Raw genomic sequence first — 18,896 nt, forward strand, 5'->3', positions numbered from 1 at the left:
GTTATTTTCCACCCTTCTCGCATAACCGGCAGTAGCAGGTTAACTAGTATTAATTAGAGTGTATCATAGAGGTTTTGCCCCTTACGGGCGACCAGGAGCCAGCGCGATTGAGTAAAAATAAACTCTCCAAAGGGCAGCAGCGCCGCGTAAACGCCAACCACCAGCGCCGTCTTAAAACCACTTCGGAGAAGCCGGATTATGACGACAACCTGTTTGGTGAAGCGACAGAAGGCGTAGTCATCAGCCGTTTCGGTATGCATGCCGATGTCGAATCCGCCGACGGGGATATCCACCGTTGTAATATCCGTCGCACCATCCGTTCACTGGTTACCGGCGATCGCGTGGTCTGGCGACCGGGTAAAGAGGCGGCGGAAGGCGTTACGGTAAAAGGTATCGTTGAAGCGGTTCATGAGCGCACGTCCGTTTTAACCCGCCCCGATTTCTACGACGGGGTCAAACCCATTGCCGCTAACATTAACCAGATCGTCATTGTTTCGGCGATTTTACCTGAGCTTTCTCTCAACATTATCGACCGATACCTCGTCGCCTGCGAAACGCTGCAGGTTGAACCGATTATCGTGTTGAACAAAATCGATCTGCTGGATGACGACGGCATGGCCTTCGTGAATGAGCAGATGGATATCTACCGCAAGATTGGTTACCGCGTGCTGATGGTCTCCAGCCACACCAAAGATGGCCTTAAACCGCTGGAAGAGGCGCTGACCGACCGCATCAGCATCTTTGCTGGCCAGTCCGGCGTAGGTAAATCGAGCCTGCTGAACAACCTGCTTGGCCTCCAGCAAGAGATCCTGACCAACGATGTGTCCAACGTCTCTGGCCTGGGCCAGCACACCACCACCGCCTCGCGTCTGTATCATTTCCCGCACGGCGGCGACGTGATCGACTCCCCGGGCGTGCGTGAGTTCGGTTTGTGGCACCTTGAGCCGGAACAAATCTTTAACGGATTTGTCGAATTCCATGATTATTTAGGCGCTTGTAAATACCGCGACTGTAAACACGATAACGACCCTGGCTGCGCTATCCGTGAAGCGGTTGAGAAAGGCGAGATCGCGGAAACCCGCTTCGAGAATTACCACCGTATTCTTGAGAGCATGGAAGACGTAAAAACGCGTAAAAACTTTTCTGATTCTGATAACTGACAACTAAGCTAAGCATCGCTAAAATCGTCCCCTTTTTTCAGGTTCCGGCGGCTTAACGCCGGATCAGGAACGACAAAACAATGGCCTGGAGGCTACCTTGTTAAACGCATTTAAACTTTCGCTTCAATACATTCTGCCAAAACTGTGGCTCACTCGCCTGGCGGGCTGGGGCGCAAGCAAACGCGCGGGCTGGCTGACCAAACTGGTCATCGACCTTTTCGTAAAATATTACAAGGTCGATATGAAAGAGGCGCAAAAGCCGGATACCGCCAGCTACCGCACCTTCAACGAGTTCTTCGTACGCCCATTGCGTGACGAAGTGCGCCCGCTGAACACCGATCCTAACGTCCTGGTGATGCCTGCAGACGGCGTGATCAGCCAGTTGGGTAACATCGAAGACGACAAAATCCTGCAGGCGAAGGGCCATAATTACAGTCTGGAAGCGCTGCTGGCAGGTAACTACCTGATGGCGGATCTGTTCCGCAACGGTACGTTTGCCACTACCTATCTGTCACCGCGCGACTACCATCGCGTGCATATGCCGTGTAACGGTATCCTGCGTGAAATGATTTACGTCCCGGGCGACCTGTTCTCCGTAAACCACCTGACCGCGCAGAACGTGCCGAACCTGTTTGCCCGTAACGAGCGCGTCATCTGTCTGTTCGATACTGAATTTGGCCCTATGGCGCAGATTCTGGTCGGTGCGACCATCGTAGGCAGCATCGAAACCGTCTGGGCCGGCACCATCACCCCACCGCGCGAAGGCGTGATCAAACGCTGGACCTGGCCTGCCGGTGAAGCGGAAGGCTCGGTGGCCCTGCTGAAAGGTCAGGAGATGGGTCGCTTCAAGCTGGGCTCTACCGTAATCAACCTGTTTGCGCCGGGCAAAGTGAAGCTGGCTGAACAGCTCGAAAGCCTGTCGGTCACCAAACTGGGCCAGCCGCTGGCGGTCTCTACTGAAACCTTCGTGACGCCGGATGCAGAACCTGCTCCTCTGTCACAGGAAGAGATTAACGCCGAGCACGACGCCAGCCCGCTGGTTGACGACAAAAAAGACGAAGGCTAACAACAGAAGGATCGCTGACGTGCGCCCGATTATCGTTCTACTGATGGCCTGGTGCCTCAGCATGGGGGCGTACGCAGCGACAGCCCCCGACGCCAAACAGATAACCCAGGAACTGGAGCAGGCAAAAGCGGCCAAACCCGCTCAGCCAGAGACCGTTGAGTCGCTCCAGGCTGCCCTGAACGCGCTTGAGGAGCGGAAAGGCTCTCTTGAGCGCGCTCAGCAGTATCAGCAGGTTATCGACAACTTCCCCAAACTCTCGCAGACGCTGCGCGCGCAGCTCAATAATCTGCGTGACGAACCGCGCGACGTGCCCGCAGGCATGACCTCCGACGCCCTGAACCAGGAGATCCTGCAGGTCAGCAGCCAGCTTCTGGAAAAGAGCCGCCTTGCCCAGCAGGAGCAGGAGCGAGCGCGTGAAATCGCCGACTCCCTCAGCCAGCTTCCGCAACAGCAAACCGATGCCCGCCGCCAGCTTAATGAAGTTGAGCGTCGCGTGGGTACGCAAACCGGCAATACGCCACAGGCTCAGGCTCAAAATCTGGGCCTGCAGGCAGAATCGGCTCGCCTGAAGGCCCTTGTCGATGAGCTGGAGCTGGCGCAGCTTTCCGCCAATAACCGCCAGGAGCTGTCGCGGATGCGCTCTGAACTCGCTCAGAAGCAAAGCGAGCAGCTGGATGCGTATCTCCAGGCCCTGCGCAATCAGCTCAACAGCCAGCGCCAGCGTGAAGCGGAGCGCGCGTTGGAAAGCACCGAACTGCTGGCGGAAAACAGCGAAAACCTGCCTGCCGGTATCAACGAACAATTCAGGGTCAACCGCGAGCTTTCTGCCGCGCTGAACCAGCAGGCGCAGCGTATGGATCTGGTTGCCTCGCAGCAGCGTCAGGCGACCAATCAAACCCTTCAGGTTCGCCAGGCGCTCAACACCCTGCGCGAGCAGTCCCAGTGGCTCGGATCATCAAACCTGCTGGGCGAAGCGTTACGCGCCCAGGTCGCGCGCCTGCCGGAAATGCCGAAGCCGCAGCAGCTGGATACCGAGATGGCCCAGCTGCGCGTTCAGCGACTGCACTTTGAAGATCTTCTCAATAAACAGCCGCAAATCCGCCAGATCCGTCAGGCTGACGGCCAGCCCCTGACCAGCGAGCAAAACCGCATTCTGGAAGCCCAGCTGCGTACCCAGCGTGAACTGCTAAACTCTCTGCTCCAGGGCGGGGATACGCTGATTCTGGAGCTGACCAAGCTAAAAGTCTCCAACAGCCAGCTGGAAGATGCGCTGAAAGAGGTGAACGAGGCTACGCACCGTTATCTCTTCTGGACGTCCGACGTGCGTCCGATGACATTCTCGTGGCCGATTGAGATTGTCCAGGACCTGCGCCGCCTGATTTCGCTGGACACCGTCAGCCAGCTGGGACAGGCCAGCGTGATGATGTTTACCAGCAAAGAGACCATTTTCCCGCTGCTCGGGGCGTTGATTCTGGTGGGCTTCAGCATTTACTCGCGCAGACATTTCACCCGCTTCCTGGAGCGTTCCAGCTCCAGGGTCGGGAAAGTCACCCAGGATCACTTCTGGCTGACGTTGCGCACCGTATTCTGGTCGATTCTTGTCGCCTCCCCGCTGCCGGTGCTGTGGATGACGCTGGGGTATGGCCTGCGGGAAGCCTGGCCCTATCCGCTCGCGGTCGCGATTGGCGATGGCGTCACCGCCACGGTGCCGCTGCTGTGGGTGGTCATGATTTGCGCCACCTTCGCGCGCCCCAATGGCCTGTTTATCACCCACTTTGGCTGGCCGCGTAACCGCGTTGCACGCGCCATGCGTTACTACCTGATGAGCATCGGGCTGATTGTGCCGCTGATTATGGCGCTGATCATGTTTGATAATCTCAATGACCGGGAGTTCTCAGGCTCGCTGGGGCGCCTCTGCTTCATGCTGATTTGTGGGGCGCTGGCCATCGTTACGCTCAGCCTGAAACGCGCTGGCATTCCGCTCTATCTGGATAAATCCGGCAGCGGCGACAACATGTTCAACCGGCTGCTCTGGAACCTGCTGCTTAGCGCACCGTTGGTTGCGATGCTGGCAGCCGCAGTAGGTTATCTGGCGACCTCGAAGGCGCTGCTGGCGCGACTGGAAACCTCGGTGGCCATCTGGTTCCTGCTTCTGGTGGTGTACCACGTGATCCGCCGCTGGATGTTGATCCAGCGGCGGCGTCTGGCGTTTGACCGTGCCAAGCATCGCCGGGCAGAGATTCTTGCCCAGCGTGCGCGGGGAGAGGAAGAGCCAAACCATGTCAACAGTACGGAAGGCACAACCGAAGCGGACGAGGTCGAACTGGATCTGGATGCCATCAGTACCCAGTCCCTGCGGCTGGTTCGTTCCATACTGATGCTGATTGCCCTCCTGTCGGTGATCTTCCTGTGGTCAGAGATCCACTCCGCATTTGGCTTCCTGGAGAACATCTCTCTTTGGGACGTGACGTCCACGGTGCAGGGTGTTGAAAGCCTGGAGCCGATCACCTTAGGGGCGGTGCTGATTGCCATTCTGGTGCTGATCATTACCACGCAGCTGGTGCGCAACTTCCCTGCCCTGCTGGAGCTGGCGCTTCTGCAGCATCTGGATTTAACCCCGGGGACGGGATATGCGATTACGACCATAACTAAATATCTGATCATGCTGTTTGGCGGGCTGGTTGGCTTCTCGATGATCGGTATTGAGTGGTCGAAGCTGCAGTGGCTGGTGGCGGCACTCGGTGTTGGGTTAGGTTTTGGCTTACAGGAGATCTTCGCCAACTTCATCTCTGGCCTGATCATTCTGTTCGAAAAACCGATCCGTATTGGCGATACCGTAACGATTCGCGATCTGACCGGCAGCATCACGAAGATCAATACCCGTGCGACGACGATCAGCGACTGGGATCGGAAAGAGATCATCGTGCCAAACAAGGCGTTTATCACCGAGCAGTTCATCAACTGGTCGCTGTCAGACTCCGTTACCCGCGTGGTGCTGACGGTACCGGCGCCGTCGGACGCCAACAGCGAAGAGGTCACCCAGATCCTCTACACCGCCGCTGAGCGCTGCTCGCTGGTGATCGACAACCCGGCGCCGGAAGTATTCCTTGTGGATCTACAGCAGGGGATCCAGATTTTCGAGCTGCGTATCTACGCCGCCGAAATGGGACACCGTATGCCGCTGCGCCATGAGATTCACCAGCTGATTCTGGCGGGCTTCCGCGAGCACGGTATTGATATGCCGTTCCCACCGTTCCAGATGCGCCTGGAAAGCCTGGACGGGCGTAAAACGGGAAGAACGCTGACGTCAGCGGCGCGTACGCGTCCGGCGGGAAGTTTGTAAGATAAGCGGTGCAACCCTCTCCCGCGGGAGAGGGTAAACTGCCGTCAGGCGCGATCTACGGTAAACGCAATCACATCGCCAAGCTGCTCTGCGCCCAGGGCCAGCATCACCAGACGGTCAACACCCAGCGCCACGCCGGAGCAATCCGGCAGGCCCGCTTTTAATGCTTCAAGCAAATTCACATCAATAGGCTGCTGCGGCAGACCGCGCGCGGCGCGCTTGCGGTTATCCTGCTCGAAGCGCTGCTGCTGCTCGCGGGCATCCGTCAGTTCGTGGAAGCCGTTCGCCAGCTCGATGCCTTTGTAATAGACCTCAAAACGCTCTGCGACACGATGATCTTCGGTACTGATCTGCGCCAGCGACGCCTGGCTTGCCGGGAAGTGATAGACAAAGGTCGGACGATCCTTGCCAATCTGTGGTTCTACGCCGAAGGTGAACAGCAGCTGCAGCAGCGTGTCGCGATCCTCTTCGGTATCCGCCACGTTGCTGAGATCCAGTTTTGCCGCCACTTCGCGCAGCTGGGTTTTGTCCGCCGATAGCGGATCGATTTCCAGATGGCGCTGGAAAGCCTGCTGATAGGAGAGCGTTTCGGCTTCCGAGCAGTCCAGCACCTGTTGCAGCAGATCGTCCACCTCATTCATCAGGCGGTACATATCATAATGCGGGCGGTACCACTCCAGCATGGTGAATTCCGGGTTGTGGTGACGCCCCATCTCTTCATTACGGAAGCTGCGGCATAGCTGATACACCGGACCACATCCCGCCGCCAGCAGGCGTTTCATGTGGTATTCCGGGCTGGTCATCAGATACAAATTCATGCCCTGAGAGTGGCCGGGGCCAACAAAACGGGTTTCAAACGGCACCAGATGAATATCCGTTACCGTTGCCTGACTCATGCACGGCGTTTCCACCTCCAGGACTCCGCGGTCGGCAAAGAAACGGCGGATCTCCGCCATAATTGCAGCGCGTTTTAACAGATTAGGGATGGATGCGCTCGGCTGCCAGGTGGCCGTTTCGCTCATGAGTTGTTCTCCGATTTCAGACAAGGGCACGAAGTCTACTCGTTAGCAGGGGCAGAGACAAATTTTGCGCAGTAAAAAAGCGCATTTCATTTAGGTGAACTTTTTCGTGACGTATTTCATCAATCTTCATGATAAATCGCCGTACAGAACAGCAAAAAAATCGAACACGTCAAATTTCCCTGACATCTACACGGTTATACTGTTTTACCCATAAAGGAGCAGTGGAAACGCTTTCGCAATCGTCCTTTTGGACGGGTGAACTACCTTTAGTTTGTCGCGTTGCGAAATAACAAAAATCTGGAGGAATGTCGTGCAAACTTTTCAAGCCGATCTTGCCGTAATAGGCGCTGGCGGGGCTGGATTACGTGCTGCGATTGCTGCAGCACAAGCTAATCCCAACGCTAAAATCGCATTGATTTCAAAAGTCTATCCAATGCGTAGTCACACAGTGGCAGCAGAAGGAGGGTCCGCCGCCGTTGCGCAGGATCATGACAGCTTTGAATACCATTTCCACGACACGGTTGCAGGGGGCGACTGGCTTTGCGAACAGGATGTCGTTGACTACTTTGTGCACCATTGTCCCACGGAAATGACCCAGCTTGAACAGTGGGGATGTCCGTGGAGCCGCCGTCCGGACGGCAGCGTCAACGTTCGCCGCTTTGGCGGTATGAAGATTGAACGCACCTGGTTCGCCGCCGATAAAACCGGCTTCCACATGCTGCACACCCTGTTCCAGACCTCCCTCCAGTTCCCACAAATTCAGCGCTTCGATGAACATTTCGTCCTCGACATTCTGGTTGATGACGGGCAGGCGCGTGGCCTGGTGGCGATGAACATGATGGAAGGCACGCTCGTCCAGATCCGCGCCAACGCCGTAGTGATGGCGACGGGCGGTGCGGGTCGCGTTTATCGCTACAACACCAACGGCGGCATCGTCACCGGTGACGGCATGGGCATGGCGCTCGGCCACGGCGTACCGCTGCGCGATATGGAGTTCGTGCAGTATCACCCAACCGGTCTGCCGGGCTCCGGCATTCTGATGACGGAAGGCTGCCGCGGTGAAGGCGGTATTCTGGTCAATAAAAACGGCTATCGCTATCTGCAGGATTACGGCATGGGCCCGGAAACCCCGCTCGGCGAGCCGAAGAACAAATACATGGAACTCGGCCCGCGCGACAAAGTCTCTCAGGCCTTCTGGCACGAGTGGCGCAAAGGCAACACCATCTCCACGCCGCGCGGCGATGTGGTCTATCTCGACCTGCGTCACCTTGGCGAGAAGAAACTGCTGGAACGTCTGCCGTTCATCTGCGAGCTGGCGAAAGCCTACGTCGGCGTCGACCCGGTGAAAGAGCCGATTCCGGTGCGTCCAACCGCGCACTACACCATGGGCGGGATCGAAACCGACCAGCAGTGCGAAACCCGAATTAAAGGCCTGTTCGCCGTCGGCGAGTGTTCCTCCGTGGGTCTGCACGGCGCCAACCGTCTCGGGTCTAACTCGCTGGCAGAGCTGGTCGTCTTTGGCCGCATGGCGGGCGAGCGCGCGATGGAGCGGGCGGCTACAGCAGGCGAAGCCAACGGTGCCGCGCTGGATGCGCAGGTCGCAGACGTTGAAAAACGCCTGAAAGATCTGGTGAACCAGGAGGGTAACGAGAACTGGTCTAAGATCCGCGACGAGATGGGCCTGTCGATGGAAGAAGGCTGCGGTATTTACCGTACGCCAGAGCTGATGCAAAAAACCGTCGACAAGCTGGCGGAACTGCAGGAGCGCTTCAAGCGCGTGCGCATCACCGATACCTCCAGCGTATTCAACACCGACCTGCTCTACACCATCGAGCTGGGCCACGGCCTGAACGTCGCGGAATGTATGGCGCACTCTGCGCTGGCGCGTAAAGAGTCGCGTGGGGCCCACCAGCGTCTGGACGAAGGCTGTACCGAACGTGACGACGTCAATTTCCTGAAACACACTCTCGCCTGGCGCGATGCAGATGGCACCACACGTCTGGACTACAGCGACGTGAAAATCACTACGCTGCCGCCGGCTAAACGCGTGTACGGTGCAGAAGCAGAAGCCGCCGAGAAGAAGGAGAAGGCGAATGGCTGAGATGCAAAAAATGAAAGTTGAAGTGGTGCGCTACAATCCGGAAGTGGACGCCGCACCGCACAGCGCTTTCTATGAAGTCCCTTATGACGAGCAAACCTCCCTGCTGGATGCGCTCGGCTATATCAAAGACAACCTGGCGCCAGACCTGAGCTACCGCTGGTCCTGCCGTATGGCAATCTGCGGCTCCTGCGGCATGATGGTCAACAAGGTGCCGAAGCTGGCCTGTAAGACCTTCCTGCGCGAGTACACCAAAGGCATTAAGGTCGAAGCGCTGGGCAACTTCCCGATTGAACGCGATCTGGTGGTCGATATGACCCACTTTATCGAAAGCCTGGAAGCCATTAAGCCGTACATCATCGGTAATCCGCGCACGCCGGATCAGGGGCCGAATACCCAGACGCCGGCGCAGATGGCGAAATACCATCAGTTCTCCGGCTGCATCAACTGCGGCCTGTGCTACGCCGCCTGTCCACAGTTTGGCCTGAACAAGGAGTTCATCGGCCCGGCCGCCATTACCCTGGCGCACCGCTATAACGAAGACAGCCGCGACCACGGCAAAAAAGAACGTATGGCGCAGCTTAACAGCCAGAACGGCGTCTGGAGCTGTACCTTTGTGGGTTATTGCTCCGAAGTTTGTCCGAAGCACGTCGACCCGGCCGCCGCAATTCAACAGGGTAAAGTGGAAAGCTCGAAAGACTTTCTTATCGCTACCCTGAAACCACGCTAAGGAGTGCATGATGACGACTAAACGCAAAGCCTATGTGCGGCCTGTGCCGTCCACCTGGTGGAAAAACCTGCCGTTTTATCGCTTCTACATGCTGCGTGAAGGCACGGCGGTACCGGCGGTCTGGTTCAGTCTTGAGCTGATGTACGGCGTTTTTGCCCTCAAGCATGGCCCGGAAGCCTGGGCCAGCTTTGTCGGTTTCCTGCAAAACCCGATCGTTGTTGTTCTGAACCTGATCGTGCTCGCGGCCGCGCTGCTTCACACCAAAACCTGGTTTGAGCTGGCGCCAAAAGCGGCGAACATCATCGTAAAAGACGAGAAAATGGGGCCAGAGCCGGTGATTAAAGGGCTCTGGGCAGTGACGATTTTGGTCACTGTGGTCATTCTGTTTGTCGCATTGTTCTGGTAAGGAGACACCTGTGATCAATCCAAATCCAAAACGTTCTGACGAACCGGTCTTCTGGGGCCTGTTTGGCGCAGGCGGCATGTGGAGTGCCATCATCGCCCCCGTCATCATTCTGCTGGTCGGCATTATGCTGCCGCTGGGGCTGTTCCCGGGCGATGCGCTGAGCTACGAGCGCGTGCTGGCGTTCGCGAGCAGCTTTATCGGCCGCGCGTTCATCTTCCTGATGATCGTCCTGCCGCTGTGGTGTGGCCTGCACCGTATTCACCATGCGATGCATGACCTGAAAATTCATGTACCGAGCGGGAAATGGGTGTTCTACGGTCTGGCGACCATCCTGACCGTGGTGACGCTGATTGCCGTGGTCACCATCTGACGCTTCTGGCCCGCCATCCGGCGGGCCTTTTATTTCTGCATCTTCCCCACCAGCCACTGGGCAAATTCGCGCATTGCGGGCGTTTCTGACCGTGACTGTAGCCTTGTCAGCCAGTAGCTGCCGAGGTCAATCTGCGTTGCAAACGGCTGTACGATGCGCTCGCTGCTGAGTAAATGGGTAAACATGTCGACAGGCGCAATGGCAATCCCTACGCCTGCCTGCGCAGCTTCCAGCATGGTCACGGACGAATCAAACACCATCACCCGGTGCGTCGGCGAGGGAGAGTGTTCGCCCGCTGCCTGCATCCACGCAGCCCACTCGTCGCGCCGGTAGGAGCGCAGCAGGGTAAACTTCAGGATATCTGCCGGGCTTTTGAGAACTGAGGCAATCTCGGGTGTACAGAGCGGAGACAGCGGCGCAGGGCAAAGGAATTCGGCATCGGTTCCATGCCACGCGCCGCCACCGTAGCGAATAGTGTAATCAAGCCCTTCGGCCGCTGGATCGACGCGATTGTTATGGGTGGAAAGCTGAAGATCAATATGCGGATAGCAGCGGCGAAAGTCCGCGAGCAGCGAGAATAAAACACCCGTGGCAAAAGTCCCTACCACACCTATTTTGAGCTTCTCCTGAGCGCGCTGGCTGGCAAAACGATCCAGCATTCCGGCGATGCGATCGAACGAGTCATTCAGCACCGGCAGCAAATTCTCGCCTTCGGTGGTCAACATCAGCCCTCGCGAAACGCGGACAAACAGCTGGCAATTAAGGTGCTGTTCCAGCGCCTTGACGTGCTGGCTAATCGCGGAATGGGTGACATTCAGCTCGATAGCGGCATGAGTAAAACTGAGATGCCTGGCGGCTGCTTCAAACGCCCGCAGGGAATTAAGAGGGAGATAGCTGCGCGTCATGGTCTCGTCCGTTAGAAAAATTAACAGCTAATGCTAAATTTAACCGTTTGTCAGCCATAGTCAAATCCAACAGACTACAGCGGTCTGACGGGCCCGGACACTCCCTTGAACTGCTATTACGGAAGATAAATGATGATGACTAAATCCCTTTGCTGCGCCCTGCTGCTCAGCACCTCCTGCTCGGTATTGGCTACCCCGATGTCAGAAAAACAGCTGGCTGAGGTGGTGGAACGGACCGTTACGCCGCTGATGAAAGCGCAGGCCATTCCGGGTATGGCGGTGGCGGTGATTTATGAGGGTCAGCCGCACTACTTCACCTTCGGTAAAGCCGATGTTGCGGCGAACAAACCTGTCACTCCACAAACCTTGTTCGAACTGGGTTCTATAAGTAAAACCTTCACCGGCGTACTCGGTGGCGATGCCATTGCTCGCGGTGAAATATCGCTGGGCGATCCGGTGACAAAATACTGGCCTGAGCTGACAGGCAAGCAGTGGCAGGGGATCCGCATGCTGGATCTGGCAACCTATACCGCAGGAGGTTTGCCGTTACAGGTACCGGATGAGGTCACGGATAACGCCTCTCTGTTGCGCTTTTATCAAAACTGGCAGCCGCAGTGGAAGCCGGGCACCACGCGTCTTTACGCCAATGCCAGCATCGGTCTTTTTGGCGCGCTGGCGGTCAAACCTTCCGGCATGAGCTATGAGCAGGCCATAACGACGCGGGTCTTTAAGCCGCTCAAGCTGGACCATACGTGGATTAACGTTCCGAAAGCGGAAGAGGCGCATTACGCCTGGGGATACCGCGACGGTAAAGCGATACACGTTTCGCCAGGAATGCTGGACGCTGAAGCCTATGGCGTAAAAACCAACGTGCAGGATATGGCAAGCTGGGTGATGGTCAACATGAAGCCGGACTCCCTTCAGGATAATTCACTCAGGAAAGGCCTTACCCTGGCGCAGTCTCGCTACTGGCGCGTGGGGGCCATGTATCAGGGGTTAGGCTGGGAAATGCTTAACTGGCCGGTCGATGCCAAAACCGTGGTTGAAGGTAGCGACAATAAGGTTGCACTGGCACCGCTGCCTGCGAGAGAAGTGAATCCACCAGCGCCCCCGGTCAACGCATCCTGGGTCCATAAAACAGGCTCTACCGGCGGGTTTGGCAGCTACGTGGCATTTATTCCTGAAAAGCAGCTCGGTATTGTGATGCTGGCAAATAAAAGCTATCCGAACCCGGCACGCGTTGAGGCGGCATACCGTATTTTGAGCGCGCTGTAGTAAACATTGCCGGGTGGCGCTAACGCTTACCCGGCCTACAAAATCCACAGGGTGGCCACCCGGCGAAACACACCGCACAAAAACCACATTTTTCTTGCCGTCATCTACACTTAACAAAAAACAGTAAGGAAACTCCTATGCGCATTCTGCCTGTTATCGCCGCGGTGACAGCCGCGTTTTTAGTGGTTGCCTGCAGTTCCCCTACCCCGCCTCCAGGCGTTACCGTCGTCTCGCCTTTTGATGCACAACGCTTCCTTGGAACATGGTATGAAATCGCGCGCCTCGACCATCGGTTTGAGCAGGGCTTAGAGAAGGTCACTGCGAATTACAGCCCGATGGATGATGGCGGTATTCAGGTGATCAACCGGGGCTATAATCCCGATCGGGAGATGTGGCAGCAGTCGATTGGAAAAGCGTACTTCACGGGCGACCCGCGACGGGCCGCGCTCAAAGTCTCTTTCTTCGGCCCGTTTTATGGCGGCTATAACGTGATCGCGCTCGACAGAGAGTACCGTCACGCGCTGGTCTGCGGGCCGGATCGCGACTATCTGTGGATACTTTCCCGCACGCCAACTATTTCGTCAGAAATGAAACAGCAGATGCTGGACGTCGCGACCCGGCAAGGGTTTGATGTGTCAAAACTTATTTGGGTAAAACAACCCCATTAATGGGTACTGAGCTTCAGCCCAACGATCCCGGCCACAATCAAGGCGAGGCTGACGATACGCGCCAGACTCGCTGACTCTCCCAGCAGCAGAATGCCGGTGATGGCGGCCCCCACCGCACCAATGCCCGTCCAGACGGCATAAGCCGTTCCCACAGGCAGCGAGCGCATTGCCCAGGATAACAGGACAATACTCACGATCATCGCGGTGACGGTTATGACGCTGGGCGTCAGGCGGGTAAATCCGTGGGTGTACTTGAGACCAATTGCCCATACCACTTCGAGCAGGCCAGCAATAAAAAGAATTATCCAGGACATTTCAGGCTCCTTAACTTAATACAAGTTGGGGCCGTCCCCGGTGAAAGAAACGCTTACGGGTCGTCCCGTAAGGCAGAGATTACGCCCCATATTGTGGTTAGCGTGCTATTTTTTTTCAATCATTTTTTGCTGAACACGTTAAGGCAAGAAATAGCCGCAGTATGGCGCGTAGTTCCGGCATTTAGCACTCATCCGACTTCTCTATGATGATGTGCTTTCTGATGGCAGGAAGCCAAACCACTAGCCGACTGCGAATAAAATATGTTCAAAATTCTTTTGATTGACCGTTGTCACTTCACCCGCACAGGGTTTGAAGCATGGCTCAATCATTCCGGTTTGTTCCCGGGACACTACGTTGTGACCGGGTTAAATAATCTGTTCCTTGCCAGGGAGCACATTCTGCAATGGAAACCCACGCTGGTTATCGCCGATCTTTACGGCTTCAGGCAGGATATTCATCATTTTCAGCAGCTCTCGTCGTTGCTGAGCGCCAGTGAACGATTACCGTTTATTTTGCTGCAATCGGGAGAGGACCGCGGCATGACCGACTGGCTCGGACAGTTCCCGGTGTGGTCGTCGCTGTTGAAAAACGCCAGTCTCGAAGAAGTGGCAACGACGATCAACGACGCATTAATCTCACGCGCCAGCGCTGACAGGCCAACGGCGGCGGCCCCCTTGCTGACCCGACAGGAAGAGAAAGTGCTGACATTGTGGATGGACGGTGCGAGCAATCAAAAAATTGCCGCTCACCTGAGTATCAACGGAAAAACGGTGTATACCTATAAACGCAATATCCGCATGAAATTGCATATGGATACGCGTTTTTCTCCGTTCTTATCCCTGCAGGAATCAGAAAGCTGACGGTACGAAACCCGCTGGTCTCGTACCGTATGTTAATTACTGCTGAGCTTTGGTTGCCGCACCAGAGATTGCGCTACCACCTTCAGAAATGTCCTGACCGACGCCACGCGTGGTATTACAGGCTGTTAAGACTGAAGAAAGTACCAGGACTGAAAAGATCGCTGCAATTGTTTTCTTAACCATAATATCTTCCTTTTATAGCCAAAGTTATTTTGTGTATAGCAACTTAAGAATAGACAAGATCCCGCCGGTTGACGGAAAAGGAAGCATTTTTAGGAAAATTAGACGAACTTAGCTGGCGGCGTGAGAAATGATATGACCGAGATCCTGGATATCTTGTCCCATCCCACGGGTGGTGTTACAGCCGGAAAGCAATGCGCTGGAAAGCGCTAACAGAAGCAGAATTTTAACGGTACGTTTCATCATCCCTGTCTGCAAAAATCAGGCGCAGCGGGCGCTGCGCCTTCAATCATGACGTAAATTACTTCACGCGGGATACGTATTCGCCGGAGCGGGTATCCACTTTGATCACTTCGCCAGTCTGTACGAACAGTGGAACTTTAACCACTGCGCCGGTAGACAGTTTGGCTGGTTTACCGCCGGTACCTGCGGTATCACCTTTCAGACCTGGATCGGTTTCAACGATTTCCAGTTCTACGAAGTTTGGTGGGGTCACAGCGATAGGCTGACCGTTCCACAGGGTTACGATGCACTCAGCCTGGTCCAGCAGCCATTTAGCGCTATCACCTACCGCTTTCTCATCAGCAGACAGCTGTTCGAAAGTGGAGTTGTTCATGAAATGCCAGAACTCACCGTCGTTGTACAGATAGGTCAGGTTCATATCAACAACATCAGCGCCTTCAGCGGAGTCAGTAGACTTGAAGGTTTTCTCAACACGGGTACCGGTCAGCAGACGGCGCAGCTTAACGCGTGCGAATGCCTGGCCTTTACCTGGTTTAACGAATTCGCTGGCTTCAACCGCGTACGGTTCGCCGTCCATCATGATTTTAAGACCAGCACGAAAATCGTTGCTATAGTACGTTGCCATAAGGCCCTCTAAATTTGTTAACTGGTAGCTAAGCCACAAAATGGCGCATATTGTAACCCTAAACACCCCGTCCAGAGAAGATTGGTTATCGCAACTTGCCGATGTAATCACCAGTCCTGATGAATTGCTGCGTCTTTTAGACCTCGATCAGCACCCAGAGTTGCTTGCTGGCCGCGAGGCAAAGCGCCTTTTCGCCCTGCGCGTTCCCCGTGCGTTTGTGGCGCGGATGGAGAAAGGCAACCCCGACGATCCGCTATTAAAACAAACACTTACTTCGCAGGATGAGTTTATCACCGCGCCGGGATACAGCACCGATCCGCTGGAAGAGCAGAACAGCGTGGTGCCTGGTTTACTGCACAAATATCTCAACCGTGCCCTGCTGCTGGTAAAGGGCGGCTGCGCGGTAAATTGTCGTTATTGCTTCCGTCGGCACTTCCCGTATGCCGAAAACCAGGGCAATAAACGCAACTGGCAGGTCGCGCTGGACTATATTGCCGTCCATTCAGAGCTGGATGAGATTATTTTTTCCGGCGGCGATCCGCTGATGGCAAAAGATCACGAGCTGGACTGGCTGCTGACACAGCTGGAAGCCATCCCGCACATCAAACGTCTGCGCATTCATAGCCGTTTGCCGATTGTTATTCCGGCACGTATCACGGACGGCCTGGTGGCACGCCTTGAGCAGTCTCGCCTGCAGGTGTTGCTGGTGAACCATATCAACCACGGGAACGAAATTGACGATGATTTTCGCGCAGCGATGGCGCGTCTGCGTAAAGCGGGCGTAACGCTGCTGAACCAGAGCGTGCTGCTGCGCGGCGTGAATGACAGCGCCCGCGTGCTGGCTGACCTGAGCAATGCCCTGTTTGATGCGGGCGTGATGCCCTATTACCTGCACGTGCTGGATCGCGTTCAGGGCGCGGCCCATTTCATGGTGACGGATGAAGAAGCCCGGCAGATTATGCGCGAACTGTTAACGCTGGTTTCAGGCTATATGGTGCCGAAGCTGGCACGGGAGATTGGCGGAGAGCCGAGCAAGACGCCGCTGGACTTGCAGCTGCGGCAGCACTAGTTTCCCCTCACCCTAACCCTCTCCCACAGGGAGAGGGAAAAAGGCCATCAGTTCGGGCACTTGTAGACCTGGCCGTTCATCTGACTGGCGGTCGGCACGAAGCTGGACAGCATACTCTGCGTTGGGCTGCTCACGCCGTAAATCACGTTACCGCCCATTGCCGCAGCCTGGTTACGCAAGGCATTCGCCGCACCGCGCATCGAGCCACCTTCCTCGCCATGCTGACCTGACATCCAGTTACTTTGCTCACCGGTTGCCGTGCCTAACAGCTGGCATTCACTGCCAGGCTTATCTTCCACAAAGCGAACGCCCTGGCCCGCTGCCGACAGCTCATTGCTGGAGCTACAACCCGCCAGCAGCAATGCTGCCCCTACAATCCCTGCACAGACTTTTACGCGCATGTTATTCCTCGTTTTCAATAAGCTGGACAGTAGTTGTCCGTGTGTAAATCTTATACCTAAAAGATGACCAAAAGAAAAACCCCCGAGCATTTCTGCCCGGGGGTTTTTCACATTCTACGACGTAGAGCGCACGATTACATCATGCCGCCCATACCGCCCATGCCGCCCATGCCGGCAGCACCTAAGTCAGGTGCATCGCCTTTAGGCAGGTCGGTTACCATGCACTCGGTGGTGATCATCAGGCCAGCGACAGATGCCGCGTACTGCAGAGCAGAACGGGTCACTTTAGTTGGGTCCAGGATACCGAAGTCGATCATGTTGCCGTATTCTTCAGTTGCTGCGTTGTAACCGTAGTTACCTTCGCCCGCTTTCACGTTGTTCGCAACCACAGATGGCTCTTCACCGGCGTTAGAGACGATCTGACGCAGAGGGGCTTCCATTGCGCGCAGCGCAACTTTGATACCCACGTTCTGATCTTCGTTCTGTGCGGTCAGGCCTGCCAGTTTAGCGGCAACACGCACCAGCGCAACACCACCACCAGCAACCACGCCTTCTTCTACCGCTGCACGGGTCGCATGCAGGGCATCGTCAACGCGTGCTTTTTTCTCTTTCATTTCAACTTCGGTAGCTGCACCGACTTTGATTACCGCAACGCCGCCAGCCAGTTTCGCTACGCGCTCCTGCAGTTTTTCACGGTCGTAATCGGAAGTCGCTTCTTCGATCTGCTTACGGATCTGACCCACGCGGCCCTGAATAGCGGCTTCTTCACCCACACCGTCGATGATGGTGGTGGTGTCTTTGTTGATCACAACGCGTTTCGCCTGGCCCAGGTCTTCCAGGGTCGCTTTTTCCAGCTCCATACCGATCTCTTCAGAGATCACGGTACCGCCGGTCAGGGTTGCGATATCCTGCAGCATCGCTTTACGGCGATCGCCGAAGCCAGGTGCTTTAACAGCAGCCACTTTCACGATGCCGCGCATGGTGTTAACCACCAGGGTCGCCAGCGCTTCGCCTTCAACATCTTCAGCGATGATAACCAGAGGCTTGCCTGCTTTCGCAACGGCTTCCAGTACTGGCAGCATTTCGCGGATGTTGGAGATTTTCTTGTCAGCCAGCAGAATGAACGGGCTTTCCAGCTCAACAGCACCCGTTTCTGGCTTGTTGATGAAGTATGGGGACAGGTAACCGCGGTCGAACTGCATACCTTCAACCACGTCCAGTTCGTCTTCCAGACCGGTACCGTCTTCAACGGTGATCACACCTTCTTTACCGACTTTGTCCATCGCTTCAGCGATCAGTTTACCTACGGTTTCGTCGGAGTTAGCGGAGATAGTACCAACCTGAGCAATGGCTTTAGAGTCAGAGCATGGTACGGACAGTGCTTTCAGCTCTTCAACAGCGGAGGCGACAGCTTTGTCGATACCACGTTTCAGATCCATTGGGTTCATGCCCGCAGCAACGGCTTTCAGACCTTCGGTGATGATTGCCTGCGCCAGTACGGTCGCGGTGGTGGTACCGTCACCAGCAGCGTCGTTTGCTTTAGAGGCAACTTCTTTCACCATCTGCGCGCCCATGTTTTCGAACTTGTCTTCCAGCTCAATTTCACGTGCTACAGAAACACCATCTTTGGTGATGGTTGGCGCGCCGAAGGATTTATCCAGCACTACGTTGCGGCCTTTCGGGCCCAGAGTCACTTTAACTGCATCTGCCAGTACGTTTACGCCGCGGAGCATTTTTACACGAGCGTCGTTACCGAATTTTACGTCTTTAGCTGCCATGTTCTTATTTCCTCAAATTCTCGTGCGTAAATTACGCTTCAACAATTGCCAGAATGTCGCTCTCGGACATGATCAACACTTCTTCATTGTCGATCTTCTCGGATTTCACGCCGTAGCCATCGTTGAAAATTACGATGTCACCAACTTTAACGTCCAGTGGCTGCACAGTTCCGTTTTCCAGGATGCGGCCCTTACCGACAGCGATGATTTCGCCACGCGTTGATTTGGCTGCTGCAGAACCGGTCAGAACGATGCCGCCAGCAGACTTGGTTTCAACTTCTTTACGTTTGACGATCACACGATCATGTAACGGACGAATACTCATTGATAGCTCTCCTTTGAGAAAGTCATTATCAGTTATGGATGACGCCGGCCCGCATGC

At 55.7% G+C, this 18,896-nt stretch carries 20 protein-coding genes; 11 read left to right on the top strand and 9 right to left on the bottom strand.

The features are described from left to right. Positions 1-107 precede the first annotated feature (107 nt). The 3 genes from rsgA (at position 108) to mscM (ending at position 5,569) form a co-directional block, all read left to right on the top strand. Positions 108-1,160, top strand: a complete 1,053-nt coding sequence (rsgA, locus tag SPG90_RS17435; RefSeq protein ID WP_023334242.1) for a small ribosomal subunit biogenesis GTPase RsgA — start codon at positions 108-110, stop codon at positions 1,158-1,160. Positions 1,161-1,257: 97 nt separating this feature from the next. Continuing rightward, on the top strand, positions 1,258-2,226 hold the full coding sequence (gene asd / locus SPG90_RS17440) for an archaetidylserine decarboxylase (protein WP_029739893.1): 969 nt from the start codon (positions 1,258-1,260) through the stop codon (positions 2,224-2,226). 19 nt (positions 2,227-2,245) lie between these two features. Beyond that, the gene (gene mscM, locus SPG90_RS17445) at positions 2,246-5,569 is read left to right on the top strand and encodes a miniconductance mechanosensitive channel MscM (protein WP_064791203.1); all 3,324 of its coding nucleotides are present in this window, start codon (positions 2,246-2,248) and stop codon (positions 5,567-5,569) included. Positions 5,570-5,613: 44 nt separating this feature from the next. Here mscM and epmA read toward each other — a convergent pair whose 3' ends face one another. Next, positions 5,614-6,591: an elongation factor P--(R)-beta-lysine ligase gene (epmA, locus tag SPG90_RS17450; protein WP_024907345.1), complete on the bottom strand. Its 978-nt coding sequence runs from the start codon at positions 6,589-6,591 to the stop codon at positions 5,614-5,616. A 310-nt stretch (positions 6,592-6,901) separates the two neighbouring features. Here epmA and frdA point away from each other — a divergent pair, with 310 nt between their 5' ends. The 4 genes from frdA to frdD are packed head-to-tail and all read left to right on the top strand — an operon-like array spanning position 6,902 to position 10,195. Next, positions 6,902-8,692, top strand: a complete 1,791-nt coding sequence (gene frdA / locus SPG90_RS17455; RefSeq protein ID WP_023310125.1) for a fumarate reductase (quinol) flavoprotein subunit — start codon at positions 6,902-6,904, stop codon at positions 8,690-8,692. Beyond that, the gene (locus SPG90_RS17460) at positions 8,685-9,419 is read left to right on the top strand and encodes a succinate dehydrogenase/fumarate reductase iron-sulfur subunit (RefSeq protein ID WP_023310124.1); all 735 of its coding nucleotides are present in this window, start codon (positions 8,685-8,687) and stop codon (positions 9,417-9,419) included. The genes frdA and SPG90_RS17460 overlap by 8 nt, the downstream gene beginning before the upstream one ends. A 10-nt stretch (positions 9,420-9,429) precedes the next feature. Beyond that, on the top strand, positions 9,430-9,825 hold the full coding sequence (frdC, locus tag SPG90_RS17465) for a fumarate reductase subunit FrdC (RefSeq protein ID WP_023310123.1): 396 nt from the start codon (positions 9,430-9,432) through the stop codon (positions 9,823-9,825). A 10-nt stretch (positions 9,826-9,835) separates the two neighbouring features. Next, positions 9,836-10,195, top strand: coding sequence for a fumarate reductase subunit FrdD (frdD, locus tag SPG90_RS17470; RefSeq protein ID WP_023310122.1), 360 nt, complete (start codon positions 9,836-9,838; stop codon positions 10,193-10,195). A 29-nt stretch (positions 10,196-10,224) separates the two neighbouring features. Here frdD and ampR read toward each other — a convergent pair whose 3' ends face one another. Beyond that, entirely contained in the window at positions 10,225-11,100 is an 876-nt protein-coding gene (gene ampR, locus SPG90_RS17475) for a LysR family transcriptional regulator AmpR (RefSeq protein ID WP_023310121.1), read from the bottom strand. Positions 11,101-11,232: 132 nt separating this feature from the next. Here ampR and blaACT point away from each other — a divergent pair, with 132 nt between their 5' ends. Then, positions 11,233-12,375 (top strand): ACT family cephalosporin-hydrolyzing class C beta-lactamase, encoded by a 1,143-nt coding sequence (gene blaACT / locus SPG90_RS17480; protein WP_045404828.1) that lies wholly within the window; start codon positions 11,233-11,235, stop codon positions 12,373-12,375. A gap of 137 nt (positions 12,376-12,512) precedes the next feature. After that, complete coding sequence (locus SPG90_RS17485) at positions 12,513-13,043, top strand: lipocalin family protein (RefSeq protein ID WP_023310119.1); 531 nt, start codon at positions 12,513-12,515, stop codon at positions 13,041-13,043. Here SPG90_RS17485 and sugE read toward each other — a convergent pair. Continuing rightward, positions 13,040-13,357, bottom strand: coding sequence for a quaternary ammonium compound efflux SMR transporter SugE (sugE, locus tag SPG90_RS17490; protein WP_213751745.1), 318 nt, complete (start codon positions 13,355-13,357; stop codon positions 13,040-13,042). The genes SPG90_RS17485 and sugE overlap by 4 nt on opposite strands. 261 nt (positions 13,358-13,618) lie before the next feature. Between sugE and SPG90_RS17495 the strand changes: the two genes are divergently transcribed. Beyond that, complete coding sequence (locus SPG90_RS17495) at positions 13,619-14,218, top strand: helix-turn-helix transcriptional regulator (RefSeq protein WP_023310118.1); 600 nt, start codon at positions 13,619-13,621, stop codon at positions 14,216-14,218. 36 nt (positions 14,219-14,254) lie between these two features. On the opposite strand, the gene ecnB is transcribed toward SPG90_RS17495, so the two are convergent. The 3 genes from ecnB to efp form a co-directional block, all read right to left on the bottom strand. After that, the gene (gene ecnB, locus SPG90_RS17500) at positions 14,255-14,401 is read right to left on the bottom strand and encodes a lipoprotein toxin entericidin B (RefSeq protein WP_003025482.1); all 147 of its coding nucleotides are present in this window, start codon (positions 14,399-14,401) and stop codon (positions 14,255-14,257) included. Positions 14,402-14,509: 108 nt separating this feature from the next. Then, positions 14,510-14,641, bottom strand: coding sequence for an entericidin A/B family lipoprotein (locus tag SPG90_RS17505; protein ID WP_024907352.1), 132 nt, complete (start codon positions 14,639-14,641; stop codon positions 14,510-14,512). A gap of 58 nt (positions 14,642-14,699) precedes the next feature. Beyond that, the gene (gene efp / locus SPG90_RS17510) at positions 14,700-15,266 is read right to left on the bottom strand and encodes an elongation factor P (RefSeq protein WP_008502940.1); all 567 of its coding nucleotides are present in this window, start codon (positions 15,264-15,266) and stop codon (positions 14,700-14,702) included. Positions 15,267-15,306: 40 nt separating this feature from the next. On the opposite strand from efp, the gene epmB reads away from it, so the two are divergent. Continuing rightward, positions 15,307-16,335 (top strand): EF-P beta-lysylation protein EpmB, encoded by a 1,029-nt coding sequence (gene epmB, locus SPG90_RS17515; RefSeq protein WP_115876640.1) that lies wholly within the window; start codon positions 15,307-15,309, stop codon positions 16,333-16,335. Between the two features lie 47 nt (positions 16,336-16,382). Here the strand turns inward: epmB and SPG90_RS17520 are convergent, their stop codons facing one another. The 3 genes from SPG90_RS17520 to SPG90_RS17530 all read right to left on the bottom strand — a co-directional run bounded on the left by SPG90_RS17520 (position 16,383) and on the right by SPG90_RS17530 (position 18,839). Next, positions 16,383-16,736: a DUF4156 domain-containing protein gene (locus SPG90_RS17520; RefSeq protein WP_023310115.1), complete on the bottom strand. Its 354-nt coding sequence runs from the start codon at positions 16,734-16,736 to the stop codon at positions 16,383-16,385. Between the two features lie 134 nt (positions 16,737-16,870). Then, the gene (gene groL, locus SPG90_RS17525) at positions 16,871-18,514 is read right to left on the bottom strand and encodes a chaperonin GroEL (RefSeq protein ID WP_023310114.1); all 1,644 of its coding nucleotides are present in this window, start codon (positions 18,512-18,514) and stop codon (positions 16,871-16,873) included. Positions 18,515-18,545: 31 nt separating this feature from the next. Then, positions 18,546-18,839, bottom strand: a complete 294-nt coding sequence (locus SPG90_RS17530; protein WP_003855929.1) for a co-chaperone GroES — start codon at positions 18,837-18,839, stop codon at positions 18,546-18,548. Between the last annotated feature and the right edge of the window lie 57 nt (positions 18,840-18,896).

Origin of the sequence: Enterobacter sp. D2, assembly GCF_034427575.1 — a bacterium.
GTDB classification, from domain to species: domain Bacteria; phylum Pseudomonadota; class Gammaproteobacteria; order Enterobacterales; family Enterobacteriaceae; genus Enterobacter; species Enterobacter cloacae_M.